Source organism: Serratia sp. LTN-2, assembly GCF_059740205.1.
The window spans coordinates 260,563-275,537 of sequence record NZ_JCAXDO010000001.1 but is presented as its reverse complement, the minus strand read 5'-3'; the positions used below and the strand labels follow the sequence as shown (position 1 = coordinate 275,537).

The 14,975-nt window shown below is 62.7% G+C and carries 14 protein-coding genes; 3 read left to right on the top strand and 11 right to left on the bottom strand.

Features of this window, described 5'->3' with window-relative positions:
- Positions 1–49 precede the first annotated feature (49 nt).
- On the top strand, positions 50–1,078 hold the full coding sequence (locus AC6BYQ_RS01245; protein ID WP_025159767.1) for a transporter: 1,029 nt from the start codon (positions 50–52) through the stop codon (positions 1,076–1,078).
- Here AC6BYQ_RS01245 and AC6BYQ_RS01240 read toward each other — a convergent pair whose 3' ends face one another.
- From AC6BYQ_RS01240 to AC6BYQ_RS01200, 9 genes are all read right to left on the bottom strand, one after another.
- Positions 1,079–1,612 carry an SRPBCC family protein gene (locus AC6BYQ_RS01240; RefSeq protein WP_016927616.1) on the bottom strand — a complete coding sequence of 178 codons (534 nt, stop codon included), beginning with the start codon at positions 1,610–1,612 and terminating at the stop codon, positions 1,079–1,081.
- Between the two features lie 3 nt (positions 1,613–1,615).
- Complete coding sequence (locus AC6BYQ_RS01235; RefSeq protein WP_019455447.1) at positions 1,616–1,963, bottom strand: ArsR/SmtB family transcription factor; 348 nt, start codon at positions 1,961–1,963, stop codon at positions 1,616–1,618.
- Positions 1,964–2,045: 82 nt separating this feature from the next.
- Complete coding sequence (locus AC6BYQ_RS01230) at positions 2,046–3,272, bottom strand: Zn-dependent hydrolase (protein ID WP_498056159.1); 1,227 nt, start codon at positions 3,270–3,272, stop codon at positions 2,046–2,048.
- Complete coding sequence (locus AC6BYQ_RS01225) at positions 3,269–3,760, bottom strand: L-2-amino-thiazoline-4-carboxylic acid hydrolase (protein WP_154746251.1); 492 nt, start codon at positions 3,758–3,760, stop codon at positions 3,269–3,271. The genes AC6BYQ_RS01230 and AC6BYQ_RS01225 overlap by 4 nt, the downstream gene beginning before the upstream one ends.
- 18 nt (positions 3,761–3,778) lie before the next feature.
- Positions 3,779–4,882, bottom strand: a complete 1,104-nt coding sequence (locus AC6BYQ_RS01220) for a branched-chain amino acid ABC transporter substrate-binding protein (RefSeq protein WP_370520170.1) — start codon at positions 4,880–4,882, stop codon at positions 3,779–3,781.
- Positions 4,883–4,964: 82 nt separating this feature from the next.
- A complete protein-coding gene (locus AC6BYQ_RS01215) occupies positions 4,965–5,678 on the bottom strand; it encodes an ABC transporter ATP-binding protein (RefSeq protein WP_498056158.1) in 714 nt (237 codons plus the stop codon).
- A complete protein-coding gene (locus AC6BYQ_RS01210) occupies positions 5,671–6,441 on the bottom strand; it encodes an ABC transporter ATP-binding protein (RefSeq protein ID WP_154746248.1) in 771 nt (256 codons plus the stop codon). The genes AC6BYQ_RS01215 and AC6BYQ_RS01210 overlap by 8 nt, the downstream gene beginning before the upstream one ends.
- Positions 6,438–7,550 (bottom strand): ABC transporter permease subunit, encoded by a 1,113-nt coding sequence (locus tag AC6BYQ_RS01205; RefSeq protein ID WP_498056157.1) that lies wholly within the window; start codon positions 7,548–7,550, stop codon positions 6,438–6,440. The genes AC6BYQ_RS01210 and AC6BYQ_RS01205 overlap by 4 nt, the downstream gene beginning before the upstream one ends.
- Before the next feature lie 10 nt (positions 7,551–7,560).
- Positions 7,561–8,511, bottom strand: coding sequence for a branched-chain amino acid ABC transporter permease (locus AC6BYQ_RS01200; RefSeq protein WP_154746246.1), 951 nt, complete (start codon positions 8,509–8,511; stop codon positions 7,561–7,563).
- Positions 8,512–8,680: 169 nt separating this feature from the next.
- Between AC6BYQ_RS01200 and AC6BYQ_RS01195 the strand changes: the two genes are divergently transcribed.
- Positions 8,681–9,610, top strand: coding sequence for a LysR substrate-binding domain-containing protein (locus AC6BYQ_RS01195; protein ID WP_498056156.1), 930 nt, complete (start codon positions 8,681–8,683; stop codon positions 9,608–9,610).
- Here the strand turns inward: AC6BYQ_RS01195 and AC6BYQ_RS01190 are convergent.
- Positions 9,607–10,926, bottom strand: coding sequence for an ABC transporter ATP-binding protein (locus tag AC6BYQ_RS01190; RefSeq protein WP_019455446.1), 1,320 nt, complete (start codon positions 10,924–10,926; stop codon positions 9,607–9,609). The genes AC6BYQ_RS01195 and AC6BYQ_RS01190 overlap by 4 nt on opposite strands.
- Positions 10,927–10,938: 12 nt before the next feature.
- Positions 10,939–12,678: an ABC transporter permease gene (locus AC6BYQ_RS01185; protein WP_498056155.1), complete on the bottom strand. Its 1,740-nt coding sequence runs from the start codon at positions 12,676–12,678 to the stop codon at positions 10,939–10,941.
- Positions 12,679–12,917: 239 nt separating this feature from the next.
- Here AC6BYQ_RS01185 and AC6BYQ_RS01180 point away from each other — a divergent pair, with 239 nt between their 5' ends.
- Positions 12,918–14,798: a potassium transporter Kup gene (locus tag AC6BYQ_RS01180; protein ID WP_498056154.1), complete on the top strand. Its 1,881-nt coding sequence runs from the start codon at positions 12,918–12,920 to the stop codon at positions 14,796–14,798.
- Positions 14,799–14,975 lie beyond the last annotated feature (177 nt).

Genomic DNA, 14,975 nt, shown 5'->3' with positions numbered 1-14,975 from the left:
AACAGCGGGTGACGTTTTGGGTTAACGGCAATAGGCAGGAAAGGGCGTGATGGCGCAAAGGTTAACGGAAAAGATGCACAAGCTGGATTTCGATGATGAAGTGACCGGGTTGATCTACGGCCACCTATTTCGCTCCGGCAAACCGCCGGCGCGTCTTAACTCGCAGCAGGTTTGTCAGGCCTATCAGACATTGCCGCCCGGCGACGGTTTTGTTTGGCTGCACCTGAATCTCAATCACGCGGCGGCGGAGAAGTGGCTGAAAAACCATTTCGCCATTTCCGATTTTTTCTTTCACGAAATTCGCCACGGATCCCACACCACACGCATTGAACGCCAGGGGGACGATCTGTTCGCCGTGCTCAACGACGTGATCTTTCACCCCGAGGACAGCAACCCGGAAACGGCGACGCTGTGGCTGTATTGCTGCCGCGGGCTGGTGGTGACCGTGCGTCACAAACCGGTGCGGCTGATCGAAAGGCTGCTTGGCCGCCTGACGACGCTGCAGCTGGCGTCGTCAACCGAACTGCTGGCGCATCTGCTGGAAGAGCAGGAGGAGGTGTTGGAGCAGGTGGTGCGGCAGGCCAACCAGTATGTCGATACCATCGAGGATCGTTTGCTGACTCACCGCGTCAAGCGCAACCGCACCGAGCTGGGGCGCATGCGCCGCATGCTGTTGCGCTTTCAGCGCCTGTTGGCGCCGGAGCCGGCTGCGTTGTTTCGCCTCTTGAACCGGCCACCGACTTGGCTGAGCCGTGAGGTGGTGCAGGATCTGCGGCAGTTCACCGAAGAGTTCACCGTGGTGTTGAACGATCTCGCCAGTTTGACCGAACGCATCCGGCTGCTGCAGGAAGAGCTGGGCGCCAAGCTGATGGAGCAGAATAACCGCACGCTCTATACCCTGACGGTGATCACCGTGCTGGCGCTGCCGATCAATATTGTCGCCGGTTTCTTCGGCATGAACGTCGGGGGGATCCCGCTGGCCAGCAATCACCACGGGTTTATCCTGCTGGTGTTGCTGGTCGGCAGTTTCACGCTGATCGCCGGCTATCTGGCGTTCAGGCGCAGGGACGAGAGCTAATTACAGGCGGGCGCGGTACTCTTCTTCCAGCCGGGCATGGGTGCTCCAGAATGGTTGCGGCGCGCGATCGTGCAGGCGATCCAGCAGGATATCCAGATGGGTATGCCAGCCGCCGGCGACGCTGAGCATTTCGTCGCGGTTAGCCAACCGCCGGTGGGTCACCGTCAGCAGCACTGCGTTTCCTTGCTCCGTCAGTTCAAAGGTCACTTCGGAAGGACGCCCTTGATCCTGTTCCGCCCAGGTAAAGCTTAACAGGCGCGGCGGGAACAGGCAGGTGATGTGGCCGCGGTTGCTGACGCAGCCGCCGTGCTGTTTGTACTTGGCCGGCGGTTGTTCGTGCTCGCCCGCCAGATCGGAGTTGCGAAACTCCAGCTCCAGCGGCGCGCCGTTTTCCAACTTCATGGCACCGGCCGCCAGCCAGGTGGCGCGCTTGTCGGATTCGGTCAGGTAGGCCCACACCCGTTCGATGGGGCCGGGCAGCAGCCGCTGGATGCGCAGCGTGCCGGGTTCGATAATCATGCCGTAATCATTCATGGTTCACTCCTTGGGAGGAAGCTGTTCGGGCTGCTGCAGCGCTTGTTCGAGCGCATCCAGCCGTTCAGTCCAGAAATGTTCATAGGTTTGCAGCCATTGCATGGCCTGCGCCATAGGCTCGGGTTCGAGCCGGCAGATATGGTTTCTTCCCTGCACGGTGCGTTGCACCAGGCCCGCATGTTCCAGTGCTTTCACGTGCTTGGAGGCGCCGGCGAACGACATCTGCAACGGCGCGGCCAGTTCGCCGATGCTGCGCTCGCCGCCGGCCAGCGCGCGCAACATCGAGCGGCGGGTCGGATCGGCCAGCGCATGAAAAATGGCGTCCAGCTGAGAGGAAGATAATTCAACCATATGGTTGAATATAGATCAGGAAGGCTAATATTCAACCGTTTTGTTGAATATTTTTTGCCCCGGCACCAAACCGGGGCGAGGATCAGGCGTCGGCGTGCGCCAGCAGGGCGTTGAGCAACACGTCGGCGCCGGCGGCGGCCCAGGCGGGGGTGATATCTTCCCGCTCGTTGTGGCTGATGCCGTCCACGCAGGGGATGAAAATCATGGCGGTCGGGGCGACGCGGTTAAGGTAACAGGCGTCGTGGCCGGCGCCGGAAATCATGTCGCGATGGCGATAGCCCAACGCTTGCGCGGCGTGGCGTACGCTGTCGATGCAGCCCCGATCGAAAGCGATCGGAGGATACTGAAAGATGCGTTCGGCGCGAGCGGTCAGGCCGCCGCCGTTGACGTGGTTTACCGCTGCCAGCAGGCGCTGCTCCATCTGCTCCAGGGTTGCTTCCTCTGGATGACGGAATTCGACGCTGAAAAAGACCCGGCCCGGCACCACGTTGCGTGAATTGGGGGTGATTTGCGCCATGCCCACCGTGGCGCGCGCGTCGGGCGCGAAATCCCAGCCGATACCGTTGACCGCCGTCACCAGCTCGGTGAAGCCCAGCAGGGCGTCGCGGCGGCGATCCATCGGCGTGGTGCCGGCATGGGCGCTGAAGCCGACGACTTCCAGCTCGTACCAGCGCTGCCCTTGTGCGGCGGTCACCACGCCGATGTCGAGGTGCTCGGCTTCCAGAATCGGCCCCTGTTCGATGTGCAGCTCGAAGGCGGCGTGGATCGGTATGCCGCCCACCGGATGCTCACCGGCGTAGCCGATGCGTTCCAGCGCCTCGCCGAGGCTGACGCCATGCTCGTCGCGGCGCGACAGGCCGAACTCGAGATCGAATACCCCGGCGAACACCCCGGAGGCGATCATCGCCGGCGCGAAGCGCGCGCCTTCTTCGTTGGTCCAGTTGATCACTTCAATTGCGCGTTCGGTGACGATCTGCCGATCGTTAAGGCTGCGAATAACCTCCAACCCGGCCAGCACGCCGTAGATGCCGTCGAAACGACCACCGCGGGGCTGCGAGTCGCCGTGAGAACCGGTGACCACCGGTGCCAGCTCGGGCCGCGAGCCTTCGCGGCGCAGGAACATGTTGCCCATCCGATCGACGCGCACGCTGCAACCGGCCTCCAGCGCCCAGAGACGCAGCTGGTCGCGCGCCCGTCGGTCCTCTTCGCTGAGCGCCAGACGGGTGACGCCGTTGTCGGCGATGGCGCCGAACTGTGCCATCGCGTGCAGGCTTTGCCACAGGCGCTCGCCGTTGACCCGATACGTCATTGTTCTTCTCCCGGCGTTTTGGCGGTGTAGCGGAAATCGCAGCAGGGGGCACCGGACATGATGGTTTGGCTGCGCTGCAGCTCGACTTCCGGGGCATAGCCGACGATAAACTGGCTGTCGCGCGCGCAGGAGAGCAGGTGGCCGATTTCCCCCAGCCCCATCTCGTGATACATCTCGGCGTAGCGGCAGCGGGTGACGTTATAGTCGAAGTGCTGTTCGTCCTGGTTGATCACATCGACGCGCAGCGCATCGTCTTTTTCCCACAGGTACTGCAAGGCGGCGAAGCTGCGCAGATCCGCGCCGTTCGGCTCCTGAGCGGCGAACTGCTTGCCCGCCGCGATGGCGGCATTCTCGATGGCTTCGCCGATCACCGCCTGAGCGCGCGCCTTGCCGATTTCACGCACCAGGATCTGGTAGATCGGTTTGATGATCTCCGCTTCGATTTTTCTGCGGGCCAAAATGCCCAATTCGTTGTTTGCACAGCTCATCGCCTTGCTCCTCTTGATTTATTGTGGTTTGGCGCCGCCCAACACGGTTTGCGGCTGCCATTTGCCGTCCACTACCCGGTACAGGGTGAAGCTCGGCTGTTGCAGGTTGCCCTGCGCATCGAAGGCAATGGCGCCGGTCACGCCCTGGTAATGTATGGCGCGCAGTTTCGGCAGGTAATCGGCCGGATTGGCCGAGCCGGCCTGTTCGATGGCGGCGATCAGCACCCGGGTGGCGTCGTAGGCGAAGGGCGCATGCAGTTCGATGTGGGTGTGGTAACGATCGCGGTAGGCTTGTTCAAACGCCTTGCCGCCCGGCATCTGTTCCAGCGGCAGCCCCGGCTCCAGCGCCACCACGCCTTCGCCTTCCCGCTGCGCTAGCGTCAGGAAGGTCTGGCTGACAAAGCCGCCGGCGCCCATCAGTTGCGCGTTCATGCCCAGCTGTTTCAGTTTGCGCGCCAGCGGCGCCGCCTGAGAGTCCACGCCGCCGAAGAAGATCAGATCGGCGTTTTTGCTGCGCACGGTGGTCAGCACGGCGCTGAAATCGACGGTCTTGTCGTCGACGTACTCGCGGGTGACCGGCTGCACGCCCTGGGCCTGCAGCGATTTGATGAACTCGTCCGCCAGGCCTTGGCCAAAAGCGGTGCGATCGTCGATCACCGCGATGCGCTGGGCTTTTAGCGTTTTCACCGCATACTGCCCGGCATAGTTGCCGCCGTCGTCGTCGTGGCCCATCACGCGAAAGCTGGTGTCAAAGCCTTGCTGCGTGTAGCCGTGGCCGGTGGCGACCGGTGCCACCTGGGCGATGCCGGCGTCGTGGTAGATGCGCGCCGCCGGGATGCTGGTGCCGGTGTTCCAGTGGCCGACCACGCCGGCCACGCCCTCGTCGACCAAACGCTGCGCCACGGCCACGGCGGTGCGCGGATCGGACTGATCGTCCTCGGACAGCAATTTGAAGGTGACCGATTTGCCGTTCAGCGTCGGTTTTTGCGCGTTGGCGTCGGCAATCGCCAGCCGCGCCCCGTTTTCGAGATCTTTGCCGATGCGGGCGGAAGGGCCGGTCAGCGGCCCGGCCAGGCCGATCAGCACGGTGTCGTCCGCCAGCGCCGGGAGGCTCAGGATCATCGTCACGGCGGCCAGCGCCAACGGCTTGATGCGAAAGTTCTGCTGCATGTCATACTCCTGGTGCGGTTAAAGGTAACAACGGTTATTCACCCAAATAGATCCGTTTGATTTTTTCATCGTCCAGCATCGCGGCGGAGCGGCCGCTGTGGCTCAGGCTGCCGCTGTCCAACACATAGGCGCGATCGGTAGACTCCAGCGCCAGGCGGGCATTTTGCTCGACCAGCAATAGCGTGACGCCGTCACGGGCCAACCGTTTGATGACCGAAAAAATGGCCTCCACCACAATCGGCGCCAGCCCCATCGACGGTTCGTCCAATATCAACAGGCGCGGGCGGCTGAGCAGCGCGCGGCCCATCGCCACCATCTGCTGCTCGCCGCCCGAAAGCAGCCCGGCCGGTTGATGCAGGCGCTCGTTCAGGCGCGGGAAGGTGGCGCATACCCGTTCGAAATCGTGCCGCACCGCCGGTTTGTCACGGCGCGCATAGGCGCCCAGCTGCAGGTTTTCTCGCACCGTCAGGCGGGTGAAAATGCCGCGACCTTCCGGCACCATCACCAGCCCCTGTTGCAGCAAGCGGTGCGGCGGCACGCCGCGAATCGAGCGCCCATCGAACAGGATGTCGCCCTCGAACGGTTGCAGCCCGGTCAGTGCCCGCAGGCTGGAGGTCTTGCCCGCGCCATTGGCGCCGATCAGCGTGACCTGTTCGCCGGCGTTGACCGTAAAATCGATGCCTTTGACCGCATGAATGCCGCCGTAAGACACTTTGAGTCGTTTAACGCTCAGCAGGGCTTCAGACATGCGCGCCGCCTCCCAGATAGGCCTGAATGACCGCCGGTTCGCGCCTTACCTGCGCCGGCTCGCCTTCGGCGATCGCTTTGCCGTAGTCCAGCACCGTCAGGCGATCGCACAAACCCATTACCAGCTTGACGTCGTGTTCGATCAACAGCAGCGTTTTGCCGCTGTCGCGAATGCGCAGCAGCAGCTCGCGCAGCGCCACTTTTTCTCCGGCGTTCATGCCGGCCGCCGGTTCGTCCAGCGCCAGCAGACGGGGTTCGGTCGCCAGCGCGCGGGCGATCTCCAGACGGCGCTGGTGGCCGTAGGCGAGATCCCCGGCGCGGTAATGGGCGAATTGGCCGATGCCGACATACTCCAGCAGCGCATGGGACTTGTCGCGCACCGCCTGTTCTTCCTCCCTGGCGCGGCGGTGGCGGGCGATTGCCGCCCACAGGCCGTTGCGGGTGCGTACGTGGCAGCCGACCATTACGTTTTCCAGCACGCTCATTTCGTTGAACAGCCGCAGGTTCTGGAAGGTGCGGGCGATGCCGGCCTGCGCCACTTTATCGATCGCCTGGGGCCTGTAGCGCTGGCCCGACAGGCGAAATTCGCCCTCGTCGGCACGGTACAGGCCGGTGATAAGATTGAAGCAGGTGGTTTTACCGGCGCCGTTCGGCCCGATCAGGCCGTAGATCTCTCCTTGGCGGATGCTCATGCTGACGTCATCCACCGCCGTCAGGCCGCCGAAGCGTTTGCTGACGTGGTGTAAAGCGAGCAAAGGCGTCATGCGGCGTTTCCTCTTAGGTGGCGGGCCGGCCACAGGCCCGCCGGGCGATACAGCATCACCAGGATCAGCGCCAGGCCGTAAAACAGTTGGCGGATAATTTCCGGATCGATCAGCACCTGACCGAACAGCGCCTGCTGCAGCGGCCCCATGCTGCTGCGCAGCAGCTCCGGTAGGGCGGCCAGCAGCAGCGCGCCCAGGATCACGCCGGGGATGTGCCCCATGCCGCCGAGCACCACCATCGCCAGTACGGCGATCGATTCCTGCAGGGTGAACGATTCCGGCGACACGAAGCCCTGAAACGCGGCGAACAGCGCGCCGGCCACGCCGCCGAAGGTGGCGCCGATGGCAAAGGCCAACAGCTTGAAGTTGCGGGTGTTGATGCCCATCGCCCGCGCGGCGTCCTCGTCTTCGCGGATCGCCGTCCATGCGCGGCCGATGCGCGAATTCTGCAGCCGCAGGCTGATAAACAGGATCGCCAGCAGCAGCGCGGCGAACAGGTAGTAATAGAGGTACAGGCCGGAGAAACGCACGCCGAACCACTCATGCATGCCGGAAAACTTCAGGGCGAACAGGCTGACCGGGTCGATGCCGGAAATGCCTTTGGGGCCGTTGGTGAGGTTGACCGGTCGGTCGAGATTGCGCATCAAAATGCGCACGATCTCGCCGAAACCGAGCGTGACGATCGCCAGGTAGTCGCCGCGTAGCCGCAGCGTCGGCGCGCCGAGCAGAATGCCGCACGCCGCCGCCAGCAGCGCCGCCAGCGGGATCAGCCACAGCATCGACAGGTGCAGCCCGTCGGGGAACCACTGCAGCAGCAGCGGGAACTGCTGCGTCAGATGCGGTGACGACAGCAGCGCGGCCAGATAGGCGCCAACGGCGTAAAAAGCGATAAAGCCCATGTCCAGCAAGCCGGTCATGCCCACCACGATGTTCAGCCCGAGCGCCAGCATCAGGTACAGCAGTGCGAAGTCGATGACGCGCACCCAGTAGTTGCCGCCGGCGGCGCCCGCTACCCAGGGTGCCAGCAGCAGGGCGAGAATGAACAGCGTCAGCCCCAGCCTGGCGCGCCGAGGCGTGGCCAGGGGAAGCGTGGAAGTTAAAACGGTCATCGTGATGTCCTTATGCGCGCGTGGCGATGCGTTCGCCCAACAGCCCGGAGGGGCGGAAGACCAGCACGGCGATCAGCACCAGAAACGCAAACACGTCCTGGTAGTTGCTGCCGAACACGCCGCCGGTCAGCTCGCCGAGATAGCCGGTGCCCAGCGATTCGAACAGCCCCAGCAGCAAACCGCCGAGCATCGCGCCGCGCAGGTTGCCGATGCCGCCGAGCACGGCGGCGGTAAAGGCTTTGATGCCGGGCAAAAAGCCCATCGAGAAACCGGCGTTGCCGTAGTTGCTGGCCATCATGATGCCGGCTACCGCCGCCAGCGCGCCGCCGAGCGCAAAGGTCAGAACGATGATGCGGTCAGGACTGATGCCCATCAGGCCGGCGACCTGCGGGTTTTCCGCCGTGGCGCGCATGGCGCGGCCGAAACGGCTGTGTTCGACCAGCAGCCAGAGGCCGGCCATGACCGCCACGGCCACCGCCAGCGTGACGATCGCGGTGCCGGTGATCACCGCCGGCGCATGTTCGGCGCTGCCTGCGGTCAGGGCGATGGGCGTCATCGGCAACAGCTGCGGAAACATCAGGGGATTGCGTGACCAGATCAGCATCGCCAGGGTTTGCAGCAGCAGCGAGACGCCGATGCCGCTGATCAGCGGGGCCAGGCGCGGTGCAGTGCGCAACCGGCGATAGGCCAGACGTTCGATCGCCATCGAGGTAATGGCGCAGACGGACATGGCGAACAGGGCCGCCAGCAGCAGCGTGGCGTAGGGCGGTAACGCGGGGAAATGATGCTGCAGCACGCCGATCGCCGACAGCGCGCTGAGCGCGCCGATCATCAGCACGTCGCCGTGCGCGAAGTTGATGATGCGCAGGATGCCGTACACCATGGTGTAGCCGAGTGCGATCAGCGCATAGATGCTGCCGAGCATCAAACCGTTGACGGTCTGCTGTACCAGCGTATCCATAGGGAGAGTCCGGAGATAATGAGTCAGGAGGCTCACAGTAGAGAATTTAAAAAAATTGTAAAATACGGAAAAATACTTTCTTATACAAAAAACGAGTGATTTTAATGCGTTGATTTTTATGTATATTAAATAAACCCTTCTTCCGAATTTTCCATAAAACAATCGATATATGAAAAAAACAGAACAGTACGATGAGCCGTTGCCGATGCTGCCGAACGATCCGCCGCTGCGCGCCGTGCGGGCGTTCGAGGCCATCGCGCGCCTGGGCAGCATCAGCGCGGCGGCGAAGGAACTGATGATTTCGCCCTCGGCGGTCAGCCATCAGCTGAAAACGCTGGAGGCATTCTTGCAGATGCCGTTGACCGAAAGGCAGGGGCGCCATCTGGTGCTGCGCGGCGAGGGGCGGGAATATTACCGCTCGATCCGCTCGGCGTTTAACGTGCTGCGCCAGGCGACCGAACACGTGCGCGAGCAGTCCGCATCGCGGCAGGTCACCATCAGCCTGATCCCACTGTTCGGCATGGGCTGGTTCATTCCGCGGCTGCGCGGCTTTCTGCGGGAAAATCCGGATATCGACATCAATGTGGTTTACGCCAACCACCGCAATTACCTGAGCGACGCCGCCGATCTGTCGATCCGCTTCGGGGTTGGGCAGTGGACCGGCTATCGCAGCGAAAAGCTGATGTCCGGCCAAATGGTGCCGGTGTGCAGCCGGGCATTCAGTAAACTGCACGGTTTGCTCGATACGCCGGATCAGCTGGCGACGCTGCCGCTGCTGCACGACGAGGAACGCAATACCTGGATGCAATGGTTTCAGCAGTCCGGCGTTAAACGCCCGCTGCGCAGCATAGGGCCGATGTTCGAAGACGGATTGCTGACGCTGGCGGCGGTGCAGGCGGGATTGGGGTGTGCATTGATGCGCGAGCCGTTAATTGCCCAGTATCTTGACAGCGGCGAGTTGATCAAAATGTTCGATCTGCCGATCGACGACGGCCGTGATTATTACCTATGTGCTCGCCTGGATAGCGAACTGTCGCAGGAAGGCGAAAACCTGCGGCAGTGGCTGCGACGCGAAGCCAATGAGAGCCGGCTCGCTTAAAACTCGACGTCCTCCAGGCTGAAGAACGCCGTTTGATCGTTGTAGGAGAAGATCTCGCCGTAGCGGCCCCAGTTGATGACCGTATCCAGCGTCTCTTTGGCGGCGCTGTCCGACAGCGAGTCCTCCAGTTCCTGCTCGAAGCGCACGCGCGGCGCGCGATGACCCGGCCGTTCGTCCAACACGTTTTTGATCAGCGCGGCCAGCGGTACATAGCGCAGCAGATGCTCCGCGAACAGCACTTTGCGCGCCTGGACGTCGCCATCAGCGAAAGCGCGCGCCGGCGGCGTCAGGAAGATATCGCCCTCACGCACGTCGGCGAAGCCCAGCGACTGCAGCACTTCGGCGATGGGGAACAGTTCATCCACCTCCAGATGCAGCGAAAGGGCGATCTCCGGCATGTCGGCGCGGCCGAAATAGGGCGCGGCGGCCAGCGTTTCGATCAGGCCGGCGATCAGGTTGGTGGAGACGTGCGGCAGCCATGTACCGAGCTTCAACCCTTTTTTGACATTGCCGTCATGTGGGCGGGCGGTCATCTTGGCGTACACATCGTCCACCAGACGGCGGAATTGCGGATCCAACCGGTTGCGCGGGTGACTGAACGGCACCTTGATTTCGGCGATCACCCGGCCAGGGTTGGACGAGAGCAACAGGATGCGATCGCACATGAAAACCGCCTCCTCGATGTTGTGCGTGACGATCAGCACCGATTTGATCGGCATCCGTCCCTCGGTCCACAGGTCCAGCAGGTCGGTACGCAGCGTTTCGGCGGTCAATACGTCCAGCGCCGAGAACGGCTCATCCATCAGCAGCAGCGTCGGGTCCACCACCAACGCGCGCGCAAAGCCCACGCGTTGCCGCATGCCGCCGGAGAGTTCGCGCGGGTAGGCGTTTTCGAAGCCGTCCAGGCCGATCAGGTCGATGGCCGCCAGCGCCCGCTCGCGCCGTTCGGCAGGGGCGACGCCCAGCGCCTCCAGCCCGGCCTCGACGTTTTGCAGCACCGTAAGCCAGGGGAACAGCGCAAAGGTTTGAAATACCATGGCGACGCCTTGGGCGGGGCCGTTCAACGGCCGCCCCAAATAGTTCACCGCACCGGCGGTGGGGGTAACCAGGCCGGCGATGATGCGCAGCAGCGTCGATTTGCCTGAACCTGATCGGCCCAGCAGCCCGACGATCTCGCCCGCCCGCAGCGACAAATTGACGCCGTCGAGGATCAGCAGCTCGCCGTGCGCCTTGTCATAACCATGGCTGACCGCGTTGACCGCTAAAATTTCCTCGCCGGGCGTGCGGGCCGTCTGCGTTGGGTGGAGTTCTGACATCTGAACGGCTCCTTAATCGATGCGGAAGCGGGATTCTGCATAGGCGTAAAGCGGGCGCCACAGCAAGCGGTTGAACAGCGTGACGAACAACGACATCACGGCGATGCCTAAAATAATCTTGGGGAAATCGCCGGCGGTGGTGGTTTCGGCGATGTAAGCGCCCAGCCCGTGTGCTTTCACCTGGGTGCTGCCCCATTGAACGAGCTCGGCCACGATGCTGGCGTTCCAGGCGCCGCCTGAGGCGGTGATGGCGCCGGTGACGTAATAGGGGAAAATACCTGGCAGCATCACCTGGCGCCACCATTGCCAACCGCGAATATGGAAGTTGGTGGCGGCTTCGCGATAGTCGTTGGGCAGTGCGCTGGCGCCCGCCACCACGTTGAACAGGATGTACCACTGGGTGCCGAGCACGATCAGCGGCGACAGCCAGATATCGGGATTCAGTTGGAAATGTACGATGGTGATGACGAATACCGGGAACAGCAGGTTGGCCGGAAACGCAGCCAGAAACTGGGCTATCGGCTGGATTTTCCCGGCCAACGCCGGGCGCAGGCCGATCAGCACGCCGAGCGGCACCCAGATCAGCGATGACAGGGCGATCAGCACGGTCACGCGCAGCAGCGTGATCAACCCCAGCACCATCACCTGGCCCACGTCATTGAGCGTCACGCCGGTCTGCACATACAGAATGACGCGCCAGGCCACAGCAAGCGTCGCCAGGATCACGACGGCGCTCCAGCAGCGGTCGATAACGCGCGAGCGCCGTTGGCGTTTGACGGGGTCGGTACGGTGCGGCGAGCGGGCGGGCGGGCTCAGTTTCAGGCGCGCGGTTTTAGCCAGCAACGCGCCCAAGGGCGTCAGCAGCAGGTGGATCAGACGCGTGCGGCGCATCAGATTCAACAGCCAGGAGGTTGGGGCGTTCGCCGAGCGGGTCGTTTCCATGCGGAATTTATCCGCCCACGCCACCAATGGCCGGAACAGCAGCTGGTCGTAGGCCAGGATCACCCCCGTCATGGTGAGCAACACCCAGCCGATGGCGTGCAGATCCTTGCTGAGGATCGCCTGCGCGAGATAGGCGCCGATACCCGGCAAGGTAAAGGTGTTGTTGCCGACGGTGATCGCTTCCGACGCCACGATAAAGAACCAACCGCCGGACATCGACATCATCATGTTCCAGATAAGGCCCGGCATGGCGAACGGCGCGTCCAGCTTCCAGAAGCGTTGCCAAGGGCTGAGATGGAAACCGCGCGCCACTTCTTGCAAATCGCGCGGCACGGTCCGCAGAGACTGATAGAAGCTGAAGGTCATGTTCCACGCCTGGCTGGTGAAGATGGCGAACATTGCCGCCAGCTCGACCCCCAGCACCCGGCCAGGGAACAAGGCGATGAAGAAGGTCACGGTGAAGGAGATGTAACCGAGCACCGGCACCGACTGCAGAATATCGAGGATCGGCACCAGCACTTTCTCGGCGCGCCGGCTCTTGGCCGCCAGGGTGCCGTAGACCAGCGAGAACGCCAACGCAGCCACCATCGCCACCAGCATGCGCAGCGTGGTGCGCAGGGCGTATTCCGGCAGGTTGGCGGGATCGAGCGATACCGCCTGCGTTTTCAGCGTCGCGAGCGGTTGCAGGGTTTGGTGCAGGCCGATAGCCATCATGGCGATCAGGCCGATGATCAGCGGAAAGGCGATGACGTCCCAGCCGTTGGGCAGCAGGCGCCGGGCGGAAACATGAGTGTTGAGCCGGACGTTCATTTCACTTCTCCCACGGCGCGCGCAAACAAGAAAGTGACAATCGCATAAGCACTATAGACCATCCTGCGGCGGCGTTTCTCAACCGTTGCTCACCGGCGGCGGTTTCTGCGCCGCAAACGCGCGATACTGTAACCCGTGAAGATGACGGTTAGGTTATGCTTATCCTGCCGGACGAGTGGCACGCCGGTAATAAAGTGACAATAATTTTAACTCTCGGCGCAACGCTAAGGAGCGAGCAGATGTCTGTCGGCAATGATACGGAAGGGGCGAACAAAAGCGGTCTGGCGCCGCTGGCGTTGGGCGCATTGGGCGTGGTGTTCGGCGATATCGGCACCAGCCCGCTGTACACCCTGAAAACCGTGCTGTTTCTCTCCGGCGATGCGCCTTCTGCGCCGGTGATCCTCGGCCTGCTGTCGCTGATTTTCTGGACGCTGGTGATCGTCACCTCGCTCAAATACGCCATGTTCGCCATGCGCATTGGCAACCGCGGTGAGGGCGGCATCATGGCGCTGATGTCGCTGCTGGTCAGCAAGCAGAAGTCCCGGCCGCTGGTGTTGTTCGCCGGCCTGTTCGGCGCGGCGCTGATTTACGGCGACGGCGCCATCACGCCGGCCATCTCGGTGCTCTCCGCCCTCGAGGGGCTGAACATCGTGCTGCCGGCGTCGCAGCCCTATATTCTGCCGGCGGCGGTGGTGATTTTACTCAGCCTGTTCGCCATTCAGCCGCTGGGCACCGCGCGCATCGGCCGCGTGTTCGGGCCGATCATGGCGCTGTGGTTCCTGTCGATCGCGGCGCTGGGCGTGTGGGGCATTGTTCAACACCCGGCGGTACTGTTGGCGCTGAATCCGCTGTACGGCATTCATTTTTTGTTCTCCAACGGGCTGACCAGTTTCCTGGTGCTGGGCGGCGTGTTTCTGTGCGTCACCGGCGCCGAGGCGTTGTACGCCGACATGGGGCATTTCGGCAAACGGCCGATTTGGCTGGCCTGGTTCGGCATCGTTTTTCCCAGTCTGTTGCTCAACTACGCCGGGCAGGCCGCGCTGATCCTGAGCGGCGCCGACGTCACGCAAAACATCTTCTTCCGTTTATGCCCGCCGGCGCTGCTGATCCCGCTGGTGATCCTGGCCACCCTGGCGACGATCATCGCCAGCCAGGCGATCATCAGCGGCGCATTTTCCATGACCCGACAGGCGATCCAACTGGGTTGGTTGCCGCGGCTGCGGGTTAAGCAAACTACCGAGGAGAGCTACGGGCAAATCTACATCGGCGCCATCAACTGGCTGCTGATGGTGGTGACGCTGTTCCTGACGGTGTTCTTCAAATCGTCGGACAATCTGGCCGCCGCCTACGGCATCGCCGTCTCGCTGACCATGATCATGACCACCGGCTTGCTGTTCGTCGCCATGCGCGAGGTGTGGCGCTGGGGGCTGCTCTCCAGTCTGTTGGTCGCGGGGTGTTTCTTCGTGGTCGATCTGAGTTTCCTGACGGCCAACCTGACCAAGGTGCTGCAGGGCGGTTATATCCCACTGCTGTTGGCGGCCGCGGTCTATACCGTGATGCTGATCTGGCATCGCGGGGTGTTGGCGGCTGCGCGCACTCTGGGCGAAACGATGGTACCGATAGAGGATTTCCTGGCGAAAATCCGCCGTGAATCCGTACCGCGCGTGCCGGGTACAGCGGTATTCCTGACCCGCAGCCTGCAGGGCACGCCGCCGGTAATGAAATGGCAGGTCAAGCGCAACGGTTCGCTGCACGCCAACGTGCTGGCGCTGACCATCGCCATCGTCAACGAGCCGCGGGTAGCGAATGCCGAACGCCTGGTGATGCGTGAGCTGGCACCGGGCTTTTGGTGCGGCGTGGCCAGCTATGGCTTTATGGAGCGGCCGAACATTCCGCAACTCTTGCAGCACGTCGAGGCGCAGAAATGCGGCCTGAACTTCGACGAAGCGACCTACTATCTCGGCCATGAAACCGTGGTGCGCCGCGAGGCGGCCGACCGGCTACCGTCCTGGCAGCGCAATCTGTTCGCGCTGATGGTGCGCAACGGCATGCACGTCACGGACTATTACTACCTGCCCAGCGATCAGGTGGTGGAGATCAGCCGCCGGGTGCCGGTATAGGGCGCGAAAAGGCATCGCTGCAATTGCGGCGTGCATCACACAACGCGGATTGCATTTCATTTCTGGCCGCCATAACCTGACAACAAACGGATTGTTACTGACCCGATCAGGCAAAACCTAACGGCTCCCCGGCATCGAATAGAACGGGAGGGCGGTTAGGTTTTTTTTTTGGAAAAA

Excerpts from the sequence above, each read along its gene's own strand:
- AC6BYQ_RS01245 (WP_025159767.1), top strand. The coding sequence starts at position 50 with ATGGCGCAAAGGTTAACGGAAAAGATGCACAAGCTGGATTTCGATGAT.
- AC6BYQ_RS01240 (WP_016927616.1), bottom strand. The coding sequence starts at position 1,612 with ATGAATGATTACGGCATGATTATCGAACCCGGCACGCTGCGCATCCAG.
- AC6BYQ_RS01235 (WP_019455447.1), bottom strand. The coding sequence starts at position 1,963 with ATGGTTGAATTATCTTCCTCTCAGCTGGACGCCATTTTTCATGCGCTG.
- AC6BYQ_RS01230 (WP_498056159.1), bottom strand. The coding sequence starts at position 3,272 with ATGACGTATCGGGTCAACGGCGAGCGCCTGTGGCAAAGCCTGCACGCG.
- AC6BYQ_RS01225 (WP_154746251.1), bottom strand. The coding sequence starts at position 3,760 with ATGAGCTGTGCAAACAACGAATTGGGCATTTTGGCCCGCAGAAAAATC.
- AC6BYQ_RS01220 (WP_370520170.1), bottom strand. The coding sequence starts at position 4,882 with ATGATCCTGAGCCTCCCGGCGCTGGCGGACGACACCGTGCTGATCGGC.
- AC6BYQ_RS01215 (WP_498056158.1), bottom strand. The coding sequence starts at position 5,678 with ATGTCTGAAGCCCTGCTGAGCGTTAAACGACTCAAAGTGTCTTACGGC.
- AC6BYQ_RS01210 (WP_154746248.1), bottom strand. The coding sequence starts at position 6,441 with ATGACGCCTTTGCTCGCTTTACACCACGTCAGCAAACGCTTCGGCGGC.
- AC6BYQ_RS01205 (WP_498056157.1), bottom strand. The coding sequence starts at position 7,550 with ATGACCGTTTTAACTTCCACGCTTCCCCTGGCCACGCCTCGGCGCGCC.
- AC6BYQ_RS01200 (WP_154746246.1), bottom strand. The coding sequence starts at position 8,511 with ATGGATACGCTGGTACAGCAGACCGTCAACGGTTTGATGCTCGGCAGC.
- AC6BYQ_RS01195 (WP_498056156.1), top strand. The coding sequence starts at position 8,681 with ATGAAAAAAACAGAACAGTACGATGAGCCGTTGCCGATGCTGCCGAAC.
- AC6BYQ_RS01190 (WP_019455446.1), bottom strand. The coding sequence starts at position 10,926 with ATGTCAGAACTCCACCCAACGCAGACGGCCCGCACGCCCGGCGAGGAA.
- AC6BYQ_RS01185 (WP_498056155.1), bottom strand. The coding sequence starts at position 12,678 with ATGAACGTCCGGCTCAACACTCATGTTTCCGCCCGGCGCCTGCTGCCC.
- AC6BYQ_RS01180 (WP_498056154.1), top strand. The coding sequence starts at position 12,918 with ATGTCTGTCGGCAATGATACGGAAGGGGCGAACAAAAGCGGTCTGGCG.